General features: G+C 69.6%; 17 protein-coding genes and 2 pseudogenes. 15 read left to right on the forward strand and 4 right to left on the reverse strand.

The annotated features are described in order from the left end of the window. From VGB60_RS11135 to VGB60_RS11145, 3 genes and pseudogenes are all read left to right on the forward strand, one after another. Window positions 1–417 (forward strand): annotated as a pseudogene (locus tag VGB60_RS11135) (alpha/beta hydrolase); the annotation flags it as partial. Between the two features lie 78 nt (window positions 418–495). After that, window positions 496–1,998 (forward strand): CoA-acylating methylmalonate-semialdehyde dehydrogenase, encoded by a 1,503-nt coding sequence (locus VGB60_RS11140; RefSeq protein WP_331038324.1) that lies wholly within the window; start codon window positions 496–498, stop codon window positions 1,996–1,998. A gap of 103 nt (window positions 1,999–2,101) precedes the next feature. Beyond that, window positions 2,102–3,013, forward strand: coding sequence for a hypothetical protein (locus tag VGB60_RS11145; protein ID WP_331038325.1), 912 nt, complete (start codon window positions 2,102–2,104; stop codon window positions 3,011–3,013). A gap of 188 nt (window positions 3,014–3,201) precedes the next feature. Here VGB60_RS11145 and VGB60_RS11150 read toward each other — a convergent pair whose 3' ends face one another. Both VGB60_RS11150 and secA read right to left on the reverse strand, forming a co-directional pair. Further along, the gene (locus tag VGB60_RS11150) at window positions 3,202–4,365 is read right to left on the reverse strand and encodes a class V aminotransferase (RefSeq protein WP_331038326.1); all 1,164 of its coding nucleotides are present in this window, start codon (window positions 4,363–4,365) and stop codon (window positions 3,202–3,204) included. A gap of 105 nt (window positions 4,366–4,470) precedes the next feature. Further along, a complete protein-coding gene (gene secA / locus VGB60_RS11155) occupies window positions 4,471–7,326 on the reverse strand; it encodes a preprotein translocase subunit SecA (protein ID WP_331038327.1) in 2,856 nt (951 codons plus the stop codon). Window positions 7,327–7,563: 237 nt separating this feature from the next. On the opposite strand from secA, the gene VGB60_RS11160 reads away from it, so the two are divergent. The 5 genes from VGB60_RS11160 to VGB60_RS11180 all read left to right on the forward strand — a co-directional run bounded on the left by VGB60_RS11160 (window position 7,564) and on the right by VGB60_RS11180 (window position 11,001). Continuing rightward, complete coding sequence (locus tag VGB60_RS11160) at window positions 7,564–8,532, forward strand: peptidylprolyl isomerase (protein ID WP_331038328.1); 969 nt, start codon at window positions 7,564–7,566, stop codon at window positions 8,530–8,532. Then, window positions 8,529–9,905, forward strand: coding sequence for a bifunctional glutamate N-acetyltransferase/amino-acid acetyltransferase ArgJ (gene argJ / locus VGB60_RS11165; RefSeq protein ID WP_331038329.1), 1,377 nt, complete (start codon window positions 8,529–8,531; stop codon window positions 9,903–9,905). Before VGB60_RS11160 ends, argJ begins: the two co-directional genes overlap by 4 nt. A gap of 5 nt (window positions 9,906–9,910) precedes the next feature. Further along, the gene (locus VGB60_RS11170) at window positions 9,911–10,135 is read left to right on the forward strand and encodes a colicin E5-related ribonuclease (protein WP_331038330.1); all 225 of its coding nucleotides are present in this window, start codon (window positions 9,911–9,913) and stop codon (window positions 10,133–10,135) included. Between the two features lie 246 nt (window positions 10,136–10,381). Beyond that, window positions 10,382–10,807, forward strand: a complete 426-nt coding sequence (locus VGB60_RS11175; protein ID WP_331038339.1) for a (deoxy)nucleoside triphosphate pyrophosphohydrolase — start codon at window positions 10,382–10,384, stop codon at window positions 10,805–10,807. Window positions 10,808–10,821: 14 nt separating this feature from the next. Further along, the gene (locus VGB60_RS11180) at window positions 10,822–11,001 is read left to right on the forward strand and encodes a Flp family type IVb pilin (protein WP_331038331.1); all 180 of its coding nucleotides are present in this window, start codon (window positions 10,822–10,824) and stop codon (window positions 10,999–11,001) included. Here VGB60_RS11180 and VGB60_RS11185 read toward each other — a convergent pair. Further along, window positions 10,998–11,591: a methyltransferase domain-containing protein gene (locus tag VGB60_RS11185; protein WP_331038332.1), complete on the reverse strand. Its 594-nt coding sequence runs from the start codon at window positions 11,589–11,591 to the stop codon at window positions 10,998–11,000. The genes VGB60_RS11180 and VGB60_RS11185 overlap by 4 nt on opposite strands. 289 nt (window positions 11,592–11,880) lie before the next feature. On the opposite strand from VGB60_RS11185, the gene VGB60_RS11190 reads away from it, so the two are divergent. From VGB60_RS11190 to VGB60_RS11220, 7 genes are read left to right on the forward strand one after another with little or no spacing between them, the layout of a single operon-like run. Further along, complete coding sequence (locus tag VGB60_RS11190) at window positions 11,881–12,687, forward strand: ComF family protein (protein WP_331038333.1); 807 nt, start codon at window positions 11,881–11,883, stop codon at window positions 12,685–12,687. 25 nt (window positions 12,688–12,712) lie between these two features. Beyond that, window positions 12,713–12,970: a glutaredoxin 3 gene (gene grxC / locus VGB60_RS11195; RefSeq protein ID WP_331038334.1), complete on the forward strand. Its 258-nt coding sequence runs from the start codon at window positions 12,713–12,715 to the stop codon at window positions 12,968–12,970. Continuing rightward, on the forward strand, window positions 12,970–13,806 hold the full coding sequence (locus tag VGB60_RS11200; RefSeq protein WP_414644520.1) for a carbon-nitrogen hydrolase family protein: 837 nt from the start codon (window positions 12,970–12,972) through the stop codon (window positions 13,804–13,806). Before grxC ends, VGB60_RS11200 begins: the two co-directional genes overlap by 1 nt. Further along, entirely contained in the window at window positions 13,803–14,234 is a 432-nt protein-coding gene (locus VGB60_RS11205) for a DUF1178 family protein (RefSeq protein ID WP_331038335.1), read from the forward strand. Before VGB60_RS11200 ends, VGB60_RS11205 begins: the two co-directional genes overlap by 4 nt. Before the next feature lie 6 nt (window positions 14,235–14,240). Beyond that, the gene (locus tag VGB60_RS11210; RefSeq protein ID WP_331038336.1) at window positions 14,241–15,056 is read left to right on the forward strand and encodes a helix-turn-helix domain-containing protein; all 816 of its coding nucleotides are present in this window, start codon (window positions 14,241–14,243) and stop codon (window positions 15,054–15,056) included. A 10-nt stretch (window positions 15,057–15,066) separates the two neighbouring features. After that, window positions 15,067–15,540: a DUF6265 family protein gene (locus VGB60_RS11215; RefSeq protein WP_331038337.1), complete on the forward strand. Its 474-nt coding sequence runs from the start codon at window positions 15,067–15,069 to the stop codon at window positions 15,538–15,540. After that, entirely contained in the window at window positions 15,495–16,043 is a 549-nt protein-coding gene (locus VGB60_RS11220) for a GNAT family N-acetyltransferase (RefSeq protein WP_331038338.1), read from the forward strand. The genes VGB60_RS11215 and VGB60_RS11220 overlap by 46 nt, the downstream gene beginning before the upstream one ends. Before the next feature lie 5 nt (window positions 16,044–16,048). Here the strand turns inward: VGB60_RS11220 and VGB60_RS11225 are convergent. Beyond that, window positions 16,049–16,340: pseudogene (locus VGB60_RS11225) on the reverse strand (bifunctional 3-demethylubiquinol 3-O-methyltransferase/2-polyprenyl-6-hydroxyphenol methylase); the annotation flags it as partial.

A 16,340-nucleotide genomic window follows, 5' to 3' on the forward strand; every position in this document is an offset into this window, starting at 1 on the left:
TCGCGCATTCCGCTGGTGCGCAGCGCGCTGCGCCGCCGGGCGGTGTTCGACAGCCGCCAGCAGGCGATGAAGGCCTACGCCGGACGCGGCGCCTTCAAGGGCTGGCCCGAGGTCATGCTGGCCGACTATCTCGCCGATGGTCTGGTCCAGACCCCCGACGGCTACGTCCTCGCCTGCGATCCGGCCTGGGAAGCTTCGAACTACGCCGCCCAGAGCCACGATCCCTGGCGGGCGCTGAAGACGCTCGACCGCCCGGTCCGCATTCTCAAGGGCGGCGCCGGCTCCACCTGCCATGTGCCGGAACGGCCGCGCGGCCTGCCCCACGTTACGGTCGAGACCGTCCCCGGCGGCACACATTTCTTCCCGATGCTGCAGGCGGACGTGGCCCGCGACGCCCTGTTCGACGCGGCGGTCTAGCGCCGCTGGCGTATGCCTCGGCCAGCCGCTAAACCGCTCCACCGATGACGAGTTTCTTGACCAGGACGGCCATTTCCAATGCGTGACATCAACCACTTCATCGACGGCGCCGCGTTCACCGGCGCCTCGGGCCGCTTCTCGGACGTGTTCAATCCGAACACCGGCGAGGTGCAGGCGCGGGTCCAGCTGGCGTCGGTTTCCGAGATGGACCGCGCGGTCCAGGCCGCCCAGAACGCCTTTGAAGGCTGGTCCTCGACCAATCCCCAGCGCCGCGCGCGGGTGATGTTCGAGTTCAAGCGGCTGGTCGAGGCCAACATGAACGAGCTGGCCGAACTCCTCTCGGCCGAGCACGGCAAGGTCATCGCCGATTCCAAGGGCGACATACAGCGCGGTCTGGAAGTCATCGAATTCGCCTGCGGCATCCCGCATGCGCTCAAGGGCGAATACACCTGGGGCGCCGGACCCGGCATCGACGTCTATTCCATGCGCCAGCCGCTGGGCGTCGTCGCGGGCATCACCCCGTTCAACTTCCCGGCCATGATCCCGATGTGGATGTTCGGCGTCGCCATCGCCGTCGGCAACACCTTCATCCTCAAGCCCTCGGAGCGCGATCCGTCCGTGCCCGTCCGACTGGCCGAGCTGATGATGGAGGCGGGCGCCCCCGCGGGCGTGCTGAACGTGGTCCACGGCGACAAGGCGGCGGTCGACGCCATCCTGACCCACCCGCTGATCCACGCCGTCAGCTTCGTCGGCTCGTCCGACATCGCCCACTACGTCTACCAGACCGGCGCCGCCAATCATAAGCGGGTGCAGGCGATGGGCGGGGCCAAGAACCACGGCATTGTCCTGCCCGACGCCGACATGGACCAGGTCATCAAGGACCTGTCCGGCGCCGCCTACGGCTCGGCCGGCGAGCGCTGCATGGCCCTGCCGGTTGTCGTCCCCGTCGGCCAGAAGACCGCCGACGAACTGCGCGAACGCATGATCGCCGAAATTCCGACCATGCGGGTCGGCGTCTCGACGGACGCCGGCGCCCACTACGGGCCGGTCGTCACCGCCCAGCACAAGGCCCGCGTCGAGGCCTGGATCGAGAAGGGCGTTCAGGAAGGCGCCGAACTGGTCGTCGACGGCCGCGGCTTCAGCCTGCAGGGCCACGAGCGCGGCTATTTCATCGGCCCTTCCCTGTTCGACCACGTCACGCCCGAGATGGAGTCCTACAAGGAGGAGATCTTCGGCCCGGTGCTGCAGATCGTCCGCGCCGCCAGCTTCGAGGAGGCCCTGTCCCTGCCGTCGAAGCACCAGTACGGCAACGGCGTCGCCATCTTCACCCAGAACGGCCGCGCCGCCCGCGACTTCGCCGCCCGCGTGAACGTCGGCATGGTGGGCATCAATGTGCCGATCCCAGTGCCCGTCGCCTACCACACCTTCGGCGGCTGGAAGCGCTCGGCCTTCGGCGACACCAACCAGCACGGCATGGAAGGCGTCCGCTTCTGGACCAAGACCAAGACGGTCACCGCCCGCTGGCCCGACAGCGATCTGGAGCACGCCGACTCCAGCTTCGTCATCCCAACCATGGCCTGACCGCGTCGGCGCGGGCTCGCTCTGTGGGTGAGCCCGTTCGCCGCATCGCATTTCGGTGCTAGGCGTTACCGTCTCCGAACCGTGAAGCTGGAGCGCCTGTCGCATGCGTCGCTTTTTGATCTGGTCGGGGCTGATCGTGGTCCTCGGCCTCGTGCTCGCCGTCGGCGGCTTCTGGGCCTATCAGCACTATTACGCCCGGTTCCAGCCCGTCACCGTGACTCGCGACCAGGCCGCCATCCAGCGGCTGCTGGACGAGGCGTCGTGGGTCTCCGACGGCGGCGGCGGGCAGCCGCTCTACATCATCGGCTATCGCGACTCGGCCGCCATGCAGCGGTACGCACGGGAAGAGGCGCCCAAGCTGCGCGCCGCCGGGCAGGAAATCCGCTTCATCCTGTTCGCCCGCCCGGACCGCGAGGGGCTCGCGCGATCGACCGCCGCCGAACGCGCGACGGTGGCCGAGCTGTGGCTGACCCGCGACTGGACCCTGTACGAGCGCTGGGCTGCGACGCCGGTCGCCAACTGGACCGCGGCCGGGCTGCCCGCGGCCGACGGCAGCCTCGCCCGCGCCGCCGTGGTCGAGGCGGGCCGCGCGTTCGCCGAGGACCTGTCCGAACGCCTCGGCGGCAACGGCCTTCAGGTCGGCTATCCGCTGGTCATCTGGCGCGACCCGCAGGGCTTCATGAAGGCCTGCGCCTGCACCGACAGCCGGTCGTGGCCGTTCGTCCGCGACGACCTCGGCGCGCCGGACCGCATCGATCCGCCCGTCGTCGCGCAGGAGCCGCTCGCGCCCGCGCCCGGCGTCGCGCCGCCGGACAGCCTACCCTATCCGGCCCTGCCGCCTGCGGCTCCGGCGCCAGGTCAGACCGCCCCGGTTCCGGGAGCCACGCCGTCGGTCCAGCCGGCTCCAGCGCCGGGCAGCGCCCCCGCCGCTCGTCCAGCCCAGCGTCCCGCGACCCCGCCTGCGACGAAAACGACGCCGCAGCCGAAGCAGCAGGACGACGCAACCTTCTTCTGAGTTCGTCCCTCGTCTCCTCCCCACGCGTGGGGAGGTGGCGCGGCGCGTCTTCGCGCCATGACGGAGGGGGCCGCTCTGTCGGGAGGACAATAGCGGCTGACCGGCCGAAGCCTTCGCCGCCCCCTCCGTCTCGCCGGCTTCGCCGTCGATCCACCTCCCCATCTGCGATGGGGAGGAGACACGGTCCGCTACAGAACCCGCCCGCAGACCGCGACAAGCCGGTCCACATCCGCCTCGTCCTGATACAAGCCGAAGCCGAAGCGGATGACGTCGTCGCGCACGTCGGTCACCACCCCCCCGTCCAGCAGCCGCTGTCGCCAGACCGGCGCCCGCTCATGCCTGAAGGCGAGGAACCGCGCCCGCTCGGCGCCTTCGCCGACCGGATTTATCAACACCGCTCCGGCCAGACCGCCCGCCTCGCCCGCCCCCACCGCCTGCTGGAAGCGCAGCATCAGCCCGCGCGCATGGTCCGCCACATCGGCGGTCGTCAACCCCGCCTCGTCCAGCATCGCGCGCACGGCGTTGAACCGGTACAGCGGCGACACGTCGAAGGTCGCGCCCCAGAAGCGGCCGCCGTCGGCGCGATACTGCACCCCTCCCGGCGGCCCCGACAGGTCGCCGAACTCGGCGAACCAGCCGGTGATCACCGGCCGCGGGCAATAGCCGTCCGGCGCGTGCAGGAAGCAGACGCCCTCGCCCGACATCGCGTATTTGTAGCCGCCGGCCAGATAGAAGACCCGGTCCGCGACGGCCGACAGGTCCGTCGGCGTGGCCATGAAGCCGTGGTAGCCGTCGACGACCACCCACGGACCGGCGGGATCGGCCAGCGCCGCCAGATCGGCGATCCGGTCGAACACCTGCCCCGTGCGGAAGAACACCTGGCTGACCACGATCAGGTCGAAGCCGCCGCCGCTCGCGGCCGCCACGAAACGGTCGCCGAAGGTCTCGAACGGCTCCAGCGGCACGCGCGTGATCAGCGCCTCGCCCGCCTCTTCCCAGCGCTCGCCCTGCCGCCGGAACGAGTGGAATTCGCCGTCGGTCGACAGGATGCGAACCGGCTTGCGTTCAATCCCGGAGACGATCCGCAGCAGCAGGTCGTGCGTGCTGGGCGCGAACACCACCGTGTTCGGGTCGGGCAGGTTCAGCTCGCGCGCCACCTGCGCCTGCGCCTCCGGGATCACCTCGCCGAAGATCAGGTCCCACTTGCGATCCGCAAATCGATTGGCCTCGACCCAGGCCCTCAGCTGCCCGTCGAAACTGGCGTCCGGCCAGAGGTGATGGCTGTGCGCGGCGAAATGCAGCCGCTCGGAGTCCAGCGACAGGGCGCGGGAGAACAGGTCCTTGCGGTTCATTGGTCGGCTCCGGCGCGGGGTCGGCTTGTTCCGTCGTTAGCGGTCGACCTCCCCGCGCTCAAGCCGTGGACTGCGGGTCGGTTCATCACCCCAGGCGCAGCAGTTCTAAACCAGGCTTCCGTGGCAGTGCTTGAACTTGCGGCCCGAGCCGCACGGGCAGTCGGAGTTGCGCGGCGTGCGTTCCCAGCCGACGGGCAGGACGTCCACCGGCAGGCGGGCCCGGTCGTCGCCCTGCAGCACGCCTTCCGGCGACTGTGACAGCGGGTCGGCCATCTCGTTCTCGCCGGTGCCGGGGTTCAGGTGGATTTCCTGGAACTCGGGCATCTCCAGCGCCGGCGGCTGCTCAAAGCGGAACTCGACGGTCATCAGCCAGCGGGTCACGTTGTGGCGCAGCTCGTACAGCAGCGTCTCGAACAGGTTGAAGGCCTCGGTCTTGTACTCGTTCAGCGGATCGCGCTGGCCGTAGCCGCGCAGGCCGATGACGCCGCGCAGGTGGTCCAGATGGACCAGATGCTCGCGCCACTGCATGTCGATCATCTGCAGCAGGAACTGCCGTTCGAGGCCGCGCGTCTGTTCGGCGCCGATCTGCTCCAGCCGTTCGGCGGCGCGGGCGTCGGCGGCGGCCATGAGCCGCTCCTCGATCTCCTCGTTCGACACGCCTTCCTCGGCGGCCCAGTCGTGCAGCGGCAATTCGAGACCCAGCGTCCCCTTCACCTTCTCGTCGAGGCCGTCGATGTCCCACTGCTCGGCATAAGCCTTGGGCGGCATATGCTTCTGAACCAGGTCCGAAATCACGTCGTAGCGGAACTCGCCCACCAGTTCGGACAGGTCGGTGGAGTCCATGAACTCCTGGCGCTGTTCGAACACGGCCTTGCGCTGGTCGTTCACGACGTCGTCGTACTTCAGCAGGTTCTTGCGGATGTCATAGTTGCGCGTCTCGACCCGCTTCTGGGCGGTCTCGACGGCGCGGTTCAGCCACGGGTGCGAGATGGCCTCGCCCTCGGCCACGCCGAAGCTGCGCATGATGGCGTCCAGACGGTCGCCGGCGAAGATGCGCAGCAGGTCGTCCTCGCAGGACAGGAAGAATTTCGACGTGCCGGGGTCGCCCTGACGGCCCGTCCGGCCGCGCAGCTGGTTGTCGATGCGGCGGCTTTCGTGCCGCTCGGTGCCGAGCACGAACAGGCCGCCGGCGGCCAGCGAGATCTGCTTCTGCTCGGCGATCTCGGTCTTGTACTGCGCCTCGATGGCCGCTTCGGCCTCGGGCGTGATCTCGATCGCCATGTTGCGCTGGTCGAGCCGCCACTTCTGCATCCGCATCTCGAGGTTGCCCCCCAGCTGGATGTCTGTGCCGCGGCCGGCCATGTTGGTGGCGATGGTCACCACGCCGGGCAGGCCTGCGTCGGCGACGATATAGGCTTCCTGCTCGTGCTGGCGCGCGTTCAGCACGCTGTGCGGGATGCCGCGCAGCTTGACCTCGTACTGGATGTCGTAAGCCGCGTCGCCGAGCTTGGCGGCTTCCTTGTCCTTGCCGACGAACTCCGGCTTCAGGGTACGGCCGGTCTCGACCTTGTGCTCATAGGTCTTCAGCAGCTCCGACAGGGTCTCGGATTTCTCGATCGAGACGGTGCCGACGAGAACCGGCTGGCCCGCCAGATGGCGCTCGGCGATCAGGTGGGCGATGGCGAGGTTCTTTTCCTGCGAGGTGCGGAAGATCTCGTCGTCGTGGTCGATCCGCTGGACCGGCCGGTTGGTCGGCACCTCGAGCACGTCCATCTTGTAGATGTCGAGGAACTCCTGCGCCTCGGTCGCGGCCGTGCCGGTCATGCCCGACAGCTTTTCGTACAGGCGGAAATAGTTCTGGATGGTGACCGAGGCCAGGGTCTGGTTCTCGGGCTGGATCTTGACGCCTTCCTTGGCCTCGATGGCCTGGTGCAGGCCTTCCGACAGGCGGCGGCCCTGCATCATGCGGCCGGTGAACTCGTCGATCAGCATGACCTCGCCGGCCTTGATGATGTAGTCCTTGTCCTTCTGGTACAGGGTGTTGGCGCGCAGCGCCTGGTTGATGTGGTGGACCAGGGTGATGTTGGCCGCGTCATACAGGCCGGTGGTGTCGGCGGCGAACAGGCCGCGCGCCTCCATGATCTCCTCGATCTTCTCCGAACCCTCTTCCGTCAGCAGCGCCTGACGCTGCTTCTCGTCGAGGTCGAACGTGGTCTTGTCCTGGATCAGTTCCTTGATGATGCCGTCGACGATCAGATACAGGTCCGACCGGTCTTCCGTCGGGCCCGAGATGATCAGCGGCGTGCGCGCCTCGTCGATCAGGATGGAGTCGACCTCGTCGACGATGGCGAAGTGGTGCGGACGCTGCACCATCTCGCGCCGGTCGTAGACCAGGTTGTCGCGCAGATAATCGAAACCGAATTCGTTGTTGGTGCCGTAGGTCACGTCAGCGGCGTAGGACGCCTGCCGCTGGCCCGACGACAGGCCGTTGACGATGACCCCGACCTCCATGCCCAGGAAGCGGTAGACCCGGCCCATCCATTCGGCGTCGCGCCGCGCCAGATAGTCGTTGACCGTGATGACGTGCACGCCCTTGCCCGAGAGGGCGTTCAGGTACACCGGCGCCACGGCGACCAGGGTCTTGCCCTCGCCCGTCCGCATCTCGGCGATGCCGCCGTCGTGCAGGATCATGCCGCCGGCGAGCTGAACGTCGTACTGACGCTGGCCCAGCACCCGCTTCGAGGCCTCGCGCGCCACGGCGAAGGCGTCGTTCATGATCTTGTCGAGCGTCTCGCCCGCGGCCAGCCGGTCGCGGAACGTGTCGGTCATCATCCGCAGTTCGTCGTCGCTGAGCGCGGCGTAGCGGTCCTCCAGCGCGTTGATCTTCTGGACCCGCCCCATGAAGTCCTTGACCTTGCGGTCGTTGGAGGAGCCGAAAATCTTCTTGGCGAAGCCGAGCATGGATGATCCGAGGGCGGGCGAGCGGCAGGGGCTCTGGTACTGAAGGGTCCCGAAGGAGCGGCGGCGACCGGGGCGCGGGATCCTGACGGCGGCGGCCTTGGTGCGCCTGTGCAGGCGCGCGCGAGGGCCGCGCGAACGTTCGAAAACCCCTCGACTTGGGCGCAGGCGGGACTTAAGCACCGGCCTTATCCCTGTCAACGCGAGGGCCTTTGCGGCTCCGTGACGGAGCGCGCCCGTATGAGGCTTTCGACCCCCCTGGCAAAGGCCCTGATCGCGGCGTCCCTGGCCGCCTCGCTCGCCGTCGCGGGCTGCGGACGCGGCGCCGGTTCGGACCGCGCGCCGGAGGCCGGCGACCGCGCCGTGGCCAGGGTGCAGGACGAGACCATCTGGGCGTCCGACGTGAAGCGCGAGGCCGTGGCCCAGGGTCTGGTCGGCGAAGGCGAACCGCTCGACGTCACCAGCGACCTGTTCCGCCGGGTGCTGGATGAGGTGGTCGACCAAAAGCTTCTGGCCGCCGAAGCCGACCGGCGCGGGTTGGACAACTCGCCCCTGGCGCAGCGGCGTCTCGAGGCGACGCGCGAGCGCATCCTCGGCGACATGCTCGTCGAGAGCGTCGTCAACGGCGAGATCGACGAGCGCTCCATAGAGACGATTTATCAGGAGCAGGTGCGGCTGGCGCAGACATCGGAGGAAGTCCGGGTCCGACTGATCCTGTCGCGGACGAAGCCCGAGGCCGACGCCGTAATCGGCGTCCTGGGCCAGGGCGCGGCGTTCGAGGCCGTGGCGGCCAGCAGCTCGATCGACGACGCCACCCGCTATTCCGGCGGCGACCTCGGCTACCGCACGCTCGACGTCCTGCCCGAGGCCTACGCCAACGCGCTGCGCGACAAGCCGCCGGGCTCCGTCGTGGGTCCCTTCCAGACCGAGGGCGGCTGGGCGGTGCTGCGGGTCGAGGACCGCCGCCGAGAGACTCCGCCGACGCTGGAGCAGGCGCGGCCGCAGATCGTCCGCTATCTGACCTACGAAGGCGTGCGCCGCCTGCTGGAACAGCTGCGCGGCAAGGCCGAGGTCGACATCCTGCTGGAGAAATCCGCCGCCGCCCGCGCGCCCGCCGCCCGTCCCGCCGCGTCGGCCCCCGCGCGCCCGGCTCCCGCGGCTCCGGCTCCCGCGCCGACTCCGACCCCGACCCGGGCGCCCGCCACATGAGCCGTCCGCCCGAGTCCGCCCGCCCATCGCGCGGCCAGAAGATCGAGCAGGCCATCGAAAAAGCTTTCGACCCCCTGACCACCGCTTTGAAGCGGGCGACGGGGCCGGCGAGAGCGCCCGCGCCGGGCAAGCCGGGCCTGCAGATATCGCCGCTGGCCGTCCCCTTCCCCGCCATCCCTCCCATTGGCGGCGTCGAAATCGCGACGGCGCGAGCCGGCTTCTACAAGCACGAGCGCGACGACCTGGTGGTGTTCCGCTTCGCCCCCGGCACGACCTGCGCCGGCGTCTTCACCCGCCACAAGGTCGGCTCGGCGCCGGTCGACTGGTGCCGCCGTCACCTGGACGCGCCGGAGGGCGGCTCGGACGTCCGCGCCCTCGTCGTCAACGCGGGCTGCGCCAACGCATTCACCGGCAAGGCCGGCGCCGACGCGGCCCGCCGGACCGCCTCGGAAACGGCCAAGCGTTTCGGCTGCCGCCAGCGCGACGTCATGCTGGCCTCGACCGGCGTGATCGGCGTGGTGCTGGACGACCGCAAGATCGTGGCCCGGCTGCCGGAAATCGACGCCGGCCTGCGGGCCGACGGCTGGGCCGCCGCCGGTGCGGGGATCATGACCACCGACACCTTCCTCAAGGGGTCGTTCGCCGAGTGCGAGATCGAGGGCCAAACCGTGCGGATCGCCGGGATCGCCAAGGGATCGGGCATGATCGCACCGGATATGGCGACGATGCTCGCCTTCATCGTCACCGACGCCGCCATCGCCCCGCCCGTGCTGCGCGCCCTTCTCGGCCTGCACGTCCGCACCACCTTCAACAGCGTCACAGTGGACGGCGACACCTCCACCAACGACACCTGCCTGCTGTTCGCCACCGGCGCGTCCGGCGCGCCCCGCATCACCCGCCTCGGCGACCGCCGGCTGAAGTCGTTCTCGGACGCGCTCGACAGGGTCATGCTCGACCTCGCGCACCAGCTGGTCCGCGACGGCGAAGGCGCAACCAAATTCGTCAAGGTGACCGTCGACGGCGCCGCCAGCCCCGCCTCGGCGCGCAAGCTGGCCAAGTCGATCGCCGACAGCCCGCTGGTGAAGACGGCCTTGGCCGGCGAGGACGCCAACTGGGGCCGGGTCGTCATGGCCGTCGGCAAGACCGAGGAGCCGGTCGACCGCGACCGCCTCGCCATCCGCTTCGGTCCTCATGTGGCGGCCGTCGACGGCGCCCCGGCCGCCGACTACGACGAGGCGGCGATGAGCGCCTACATGAAGAACGCCGAGATCGACATCACGGTCTTCGTCGGCTCCGGCCGCGCCGCCGCCACCGTCTGGACCTGCGACCTGACCAAACGCTACGTCGAGATCAACGGCGACTACCGGAGCTGACTTCAATGGTGAAGCAGCGTGACAAACTGCTCCGCCAGATGATCGTGCGAGGCTGGACGGAGGTGGACATCAGAGACGCTCAGGGGCGCGGTTCTCGCCACCCTGCGGTGAATCTGGAGACAGGCGCCCCCGCGACGCGCTATGTTCATCCAGAGACAGGTCGCTCGGTCATTATCGACGATCTGACAGGAGACGTGATCCATGTCGGCGGAGATGGCTTCATCTACTGAGACAACCATCTACGTCCGCCTGCTGGACGAAGGAACGGATGTTTGGCGCCCAGTCCGTGCGACCAGGGTAGGATCGTCGACCTATGAGATTGCTCGGCAACCCGTCCCTCAGGACGAGAGCTGGAGCTTCCAGCCGGGCGACATTGTCATTGCCGAGCCTCGGCAAACCGACGCTGGGCTGATCGCTGTGGCTTTGGCGACGCAGTTCGACGCTGTGTCTTGGTCCCTGAGGCGCAAGGCCGGTTAGTGCAGGCGAGAGACCCGGAATCACAGCTCCCCATCCTCCTGGTCGTCGCCGTCGCCCTGATCGACGGCGACGGCCGCGTTTTGATCGCCAAGCGGCCGGAAGGTAAACAACTCGCCGGCCTGTGGGAGTTCCCCGGCGGCAAGGTCGAACCCGGCGAGCGTCCCGAAGCCGCCTTGATCCGCGAGCTGAACGAGGAACTCGGGATCGAGGTCGTGGAATCCTGCCTCGCGCCCTTTGTGTTCACCAGTCATGCTTACGAATCCTTTCACCTGTTGATGCCACTGTATCTGTGCCGACGCTGGTCGGGGGTGGTTCAGAACCGCGAACACGCGGCGCTGAAATGGGTGAGGCCGGACCGTCTGGCCGACTACCCGATGCCTCCGGCCGACGAACCCCTGGTCGCATGGTTGCGCGACCTGTTGTAACCGCCGGAGGGGCGATGAAAGTGTTTCTAGCCCGCTTCCTTCGGGATCAGGACGGCGCGACGGCCATCGAATACGGCCTGATCATCGCCCTGATGTTCCTCGTGATCCTCGGGGCGCTGCAGGCCTTCGGCGGCACCAGCAGCGGGCTTTTCAACGCGGCGATGAACGCCCTTCGATCGGGGATGGGCGGCTAGTCCTCGCCCGTCTGTTCCCGCACGCCCAAGGCGTCCGCCAGCCGCATCTTGGCGGACCCGCGCGGCAGCGGCTTCTGCTGGCTCTCATGCGGAGCCCAGCCCGCCAGATGCACGATCTCGAAGGTCGCCGGGATGCGCCCGTCAGGGTCGCCGAACCGCTCCGCATAGAGCTCCGCCGCTCGCCCCGCGATCCCTTGCGTCAGCGGCCGGATCGGCCCGGCCAGCGCATTGGTCTCGCCCATGGCTCGCAGGTCGCGGATCAGGGCGAACATGTCGGCGTAGCGCACCGTCAGCCGGTCCACGTCGGCTACCGGCAGGGCGAAGCCCGCGCGCTGCAGCAGGGCCGCGCCGTCGAAGCCGTCCGCGAAGGGCGACACCCGCGCCTGCGCCCCGCCGCGCGCCTCCAGCTCCGCCTCGGTCAGCACCGCCCGCAGCTCCTTCAGCGTTCCGGCGCCCAGCAGCGTGCCGACGAACAGGCCGTCCGGCTTCAGCGATCGCCGGATCTGCGTCAGCGCGCCCGGCAAGTCGTTGGCCCAGTGCAGGCTCATCAGCGAGACGATCAGGTCCTGCGACTGGTCCGGAACGTTCAACGGAGCCGCGCCCGGCGCGGCGCGCGCTGAGCGGTCTTCAAGCCTCCTGACGGGCCCGACCCGCGGGGCCGCGTCGCTCGCGGTCAAGGCTCCCGCAAAGGCCCCGGGATGGGCCGAGACGTCGATCGCGTCGGGCCATTCCCGAATCAGCGCTTCAAGGCTGCCGACGGCGTTCTCCGCCGCGCGCCTGTGAAGGAAATCGGCGCCGGCGACCGTCGCTTCGCTACGGGCAAGCTTTGCCGCTCGACGGAGGGGATCGAAGATGACGGGAGGACCGGAGGACGAGCTCATGCGCCTGCAGGATGGGGTCTGGAGCGAGCGATTGAAAGCGGCCGGCGCGGGGCTCGCCCGCGGGGCCGGTTCGCTGACGCGCGGTCTGACCGACCTGCTGCTGCCGCCGCTGGCGTGGGACAGCCCCGAGGCCACGGCCTCGGCCGGCCTGACCCCCGGCGCCTGGAGCCGCGTCGTGTTCCTCGAGGATCCCGTCTGCGACGGCTGCGGCGCGGGCTTCGAGATGGACGGCGGCCCCTTCGCCGCCCCGCGATGCGCCGCCTGCACGGCCCAACCCTACGCCTTCTCCCGCGCCCGCGCCGCCTGCGTCTACGACGCCGCCTCGCGAGGCCTTATCCTCAAGTTCAAGCACGGCGACCACCAGCCGTACGCGCCCCTGTTCGCCCGCTGGATCAGCCGCTCGGCCGCGCCCCTCCTCGACGAGGCCGACGCCGTAGCGCCCGTTCCGCTCCACCCGATGCGGCTGCTGGCGCGCCGGTTCAACCAGGCCGCGGAGATCGCCCGGCCGTTGGCCCGGGGCGCCGGCCTCGACTTCCTGCCCGACGCCCTGATCCGCCAGAGCCATACCGGCACCCAAGGCGGCAAGTCCGCGCGCGGCCGGCGGCTGAACGTGCGCAAGGCGTTCGCCGTCACGCCGGAAGGCCGCCGCCGGATCAAGGGTCGCCGCATCCTTCTGGTGGATGACGTGTTGACCACGGGCGCCACCGGCGAGGCCTGCGCCCGGGTCCTGCTGGAGGCCGGCGCCCGCGCCGTCGACCTGGCGGTCGTGGCCCGGGTGCGAACCGCCCGCGAACTGACTATGTAGGGCGCGCCACTTTCAGGAGAACGCCTTGGCCGACGTCGTCATCTACACCAAGCCCGGTTGCCCATACTGCTCCAGCGCCAAGGCGCTGCTCGACGAGAAGGGCGCGGACTATACCGAGATCGTGGCTTCCAACGATCCGGCGAAGAAGCAGGAGATGATCCAGCGCTCGAACGGCCGCATGACCTTCCCGCAGGTGTTCATCGACGGCAAGCACATCGGCGGCTCCGACGACCTCGCTGCCCTTGACCGCAAGGGCGGACTGGACCCATTGCTCGAGGCCTGATGGCCAAGCTTTCCGTCGCCCTGATCCAGACCCGCACGCCCGCCGATCCGTTGGCGGCCTTCGCCCACGCCAGGCCGATGATCCGGCAGGCGGCGGCGGGCGGGGCGCAGCTGATCCTGACGCCCGAGGCGAGCAACTTCCTGATCAAGGACCGTGAGCGGCGCGAGGCGGTGCTGGCTCTCGAGGATCAAGACGCGGCCGTCGCGGCCTTCCGCGATCTGGCCCGCGAACTGGGCGTCTGGCTGCTGATCGGCTCAGCCATCCTGCGGGCCGAAGACGACGGCGAGGACCGCGCCGTCAACCGCTCCCTGCTGATCGACGATCAGGGTTGTGTCGCGTCCCGCTATGACAAGCTGCACGTCTTCGACGTCGACCTGCCGACCGGCGAACGCTGGCGCGAAAGCGCCTCGATCCGGCCCGGACAGGAAGCTGTCGTCGCTGACACGCCCTGGGCCCGGCTGGGGCTGACCATCTGCTACGACGTCCGCTTCCCTCATCTCTATCGGGCGCTGGCCAAGGCCGGGGCGTCGATGATCGCCGTCCCCGCCGCCTTCACCGTCCCGACCGGCGAGGCCCACTGGGAGACCCTGCTCCGCGCCCGCGCCATCGAGACGGGATGCTGGATCCTGGCGCCCGCGCAGGGCGGGACCCACGACGACGGCCGCCGCACCTGGGGCCGCTCGACCGTGATCGCGCCCTGGGGGGAGGTCGCGGCGAGACTCGATCACGACGACCCCGGCGTGCTGTTCGCCACGCTGGATTTCGACGCCGTCGACCGGGCCCGCGGCGCCATACCCCAGCTTCTGCACGACCGCGCCTTCGAGGGTCCGCGATGATCCGCTACGCCCTGCGCTGCGAGGACGAGCACGGCTTCGAGGCGTGGTTCGCCGCCTCGGCCGATTATGACGACCAGGCCGCGCGGGGACTGGTCGAATGCCCGATGTGCGGCTCGCGGTCCGTGTCCAAGCAGATCATGGCCCCCGCGGTGACCGGCGCGAAAAAGGCGGCGCCGGCGCCCGATCTGGCCCGCATGCGGACGATGATGATGCGGGCCGCACGCGAGGTCCGCAGTCACGTCGAGCAGAACTTCGACTACGTCGGCGACGCCTTCGCCCGCGAGGCCCGCGACATCCACGAAGGCCGGTCCGAGAAGCGGGAAATCTACGGCGAGGCCTCGCCCGCCGAGGTGAAGAAGCTGAAGGAGGACGGCGTCCCCTGCGCGCCGCTGCCGCCCTTGCCGCCGCCGCCCGACAAGCTGAATTGATCCGAAGTGGGGGGCGCTGACCACTACGAGGAGCATGAGCCGCCGGCGGCCCTGCGCCCCTTCGTCCGCGTCGTCTGGACCTACTCCAATCCCTCGCCCGAACCGTCCGTGCAGCGGATCGCGCCGGACGGCTGTCCCGAACTGATCCTCGACATCGGCTCGCCCTATGAGGAGCAGGGCGAGGATGGCGTCTTCCGCCTGCAGCCCCGCGCCCTGTTCGCCGGACAGATGACGCGGCCGCTGGCCTTGCGTCCGGTCGGGCCGGTGGAGCTGGTGGCCGTCCGGTTCGAGCCGGATGGCGCCCGGGACTGGCTGGGCCGCCCGGCCTCCGACGCGACGGACCGACGGCTCGACATGGTCGAGCGTCTGTCCGGGATCACGGCCCCGGCGGGCGATCCGGCCGCTCAGGTCGAGGCGATCTCGCGCGTGCTGGAGGACCATCGCCGTCGCTGCGAGTGGTCCCTTGACCCGCTGGTCCGCGCCGAGGTCAAGGCAGCGGCCGCCGATCAGCCGTCGGCGAGCCGATCCGCGGCCGACCAGCGCGCGCTCCAGCGCCGCTTTCAGGAACGGGTCGGCGTTCCACCGCGTATGCTGCGGTCGATCCTGAGATTCCGCCGCGTCTTCGACCACGCCCAGGGGCCCGAAGCCCTCGGCTGGCTGGAGGCGGGGCTCGAAGCGGGCTATTTCGACCAGCCCCAGCTGGCCCGTGATTTCCGCCGCTTCCTCGGCTGCACGGCGACGGAGTGGGCCCGGGATCAGGTCGGCCTGGCCCGCCGCATCGCGTCGCAATCCTACAAGCCGGGACCGCTGTCTCCGCACTAGGGTCGCCGTCGTGACCGAGGGGACCATCATGCTGACCGCCATGCTCGCCGCCGCCCTGATCCAGACCGCGCCCGCGGCCGCGCCCGACCTGTCGTGGATGGCGGGGTACTGGCTGGATTGCTCCGGCGGCCGCGAGGCGTCCGAAACGTGGAGCGATCCGCGCGAAGGCCTCAGCGTCGGACACGCGGTGACGGTGGAAGGCGGCCGCGCCTCGTTCGAGGTCTCGCATATCGGCCCGACGCCGCAAGGCATCGCGTACGTGGCCCAGCCCGGCGGCGCCCCGCCCACGCCCTTCGTGCTGGCCGAGAGCGGCCCCGCCCGCGCCGTCTTCTCCAACGCCGAAAACGACTTCCCGACGCGGGTGATCTATGAGCGGACCGGCGACGCCCTCAGGGCCCGGATCGAGGGGGAGATCGACGGGCGTCCGCGGAGCATGGAATGGAACTTCACGGCCGTCCCGCTGAACACCCGCTGTCCGAGCTGAGCGGAGACGGGCTGAACTGGCGGCCGATGACGGAGGCCGACCTCGATGGCGTCGTCGCCGTCGCCGCCGAGGCCTTCCCCCACCATTTCGAGGACCGGGCCTGTTTCGCCGAGCGGCTGGCGCTGTTTCCGCAGGGTTGTCGCGTCCTCGGATACGACACCGGGTCAGTTCAGGGCTATCTCTTCGCCTACCCTTGGCGGGCCGACGCCGCACCGCCGCTCAACGCCCTAGTCGGGGTGCTGCCCCAAGATCCCGGCGTCCTGTACCTGCACGATCTCGCGCTCTCGCGGACGGCGCGAGGCGGCGGGCACGCCGGATCGGCGGTCGAGGACGTCATGGAGTTGGCGCGCGCGGGCGGCTGGCCGGCCGTGTCGCTCGTCGCCGTCAATGATGCGGCGGCGTTCTGGGCCCGCCACGGGTTCGAGGTCGCCGATCCACCCGGCATGCAAGAGAAGCTGGCGAGCTACGGCCCCGACGCCCGCTACATGGTCCGCCGCCTCTGAAGGGCTCAGTCTCGCGTGGCGATCATCATGTAGTTGACGCCCGCATCGCTGCTTTCGCTCCAGCGGTCGGCGAGAGGGTCGTAGGCCAGTCCATAGGGCCCGCTGACCGCCACCGGCTCTTCCGACAGCATCAGCCGGATCTCGTCAGGCTTCAGGAACTGCCGCCAGTCATGCGTCCCCGCCGGCACCCAGCGCAGCACATACTCGGCAGCGAGCTTGCCCAGAGCCAGCGACTTCAGCGTCCGGTTCAGGGTGGCCACCACCATCATGCCGCCGGGCGCGATCAGCCGCGAGCAG

The sequence above is a fragment of the Brevundimonas sp. genome (genome assembly GCF_036399195.1).
In the GTDB taxonomy this organism is placed as follows: domain Bacteria; phylum Pseudomonadota; class Alphaproteobacteria; order Caulobacterales; family Caulobacteraceae; genus Brevundimonas.

What these genes read in the sequence shown, in the direction of transcription:
- VGB60_RS11140 (WP_331038324.1), top strand. Translation starts at nt 496, where the DNA reads ATGCGTGACATCAACCACTTCATCGACGGCGCCGCGTTCACCGGCGCC.
- argJ (WP_331038329.1), top strand. Translation starts at nt 8,529, where the DNA reads ATGAGCCGTCCGCCCGAGTCCGCCCGCCCATCGCGCGGCCAGAAGATC.
- VGB60_RS11200 (WP_414644520.1), top strand. Translation starts at nt 12,970, where the DNA reads ATGGCCAAGCTTTCCGTCGCCCTGATCCAGACCCGCACGCCCGCCGAT.
- VGB60_RS11145 (WP_331038325.1), top strand. Translation starts at nt 2,102, where the DNA reads ATGCGTCGCTTTTTGATCTGGTCGGGGCTGATCGTGGTCCTCGGCCTC.
- VGB60_RS11160 (WP_331038328.1), top strand. Translation starts at nt 7,564, where the DNA reads ATGAGGCTTTCGACCCCCCTGGCAAAGGCCCTGATCGCGGCGTCCCTG.
- VGB60_RS11205 (WP_331038335.1), top strand. Translation starts at nt 13,803, where the DNA reads ATGATCCGCTACGCCCTGCGCTGCGAGGACGAGCACGGCTTCGAGGCG.
- VGB60_RS11220 (WP_331038338.1), top strand. Translation starts at nt 15,495, where the DNA reads ATGGAACTTCACGGCCGTCCCGCTGAACACCCGCTGTCCGAGCTGAGC.
- VGB60_RS11180 (WP_331038331.1), top strand. Translation starts at nt 10,822, where the DNA reads ATGAAAGTGTTTCTAGCCCGCTTCCTTCGGGATCAGGACGGCGCGACG.
- VGB60_RS11190 (WP_331038333.1), top strand. Translation starts at nt 11,881, where the DNA reads ATGCGCCTGCAGGATGGGGTCTGGAGCGAGCGATTGAAAGCGGCCGGC.
- VGB60_RS11170 (WP_331038330.1), top strand. Translation starts at nt 9,911, where the DNA reads ATGGTGAAGCAGCGTGACAAACTGCTCCGCCAGATGATCGTGCGAGGC.
- VGB60_RS11150 (WP_331038326.1), bottom strand. Translation starts at nt 4,365, where the DNA reads ATGAACCGCAAGGACCTGTTCTCCCGCGCCCTGTCGCTGGACTCCGAG.
- secA (WP_331038327.1), bottom strand. Translation starts at nt 7,326, where the DNA reads ATGCTCGGCTTCGCCAAGAAGATTTTCGGCTCCTCCAACGACCGCAAG.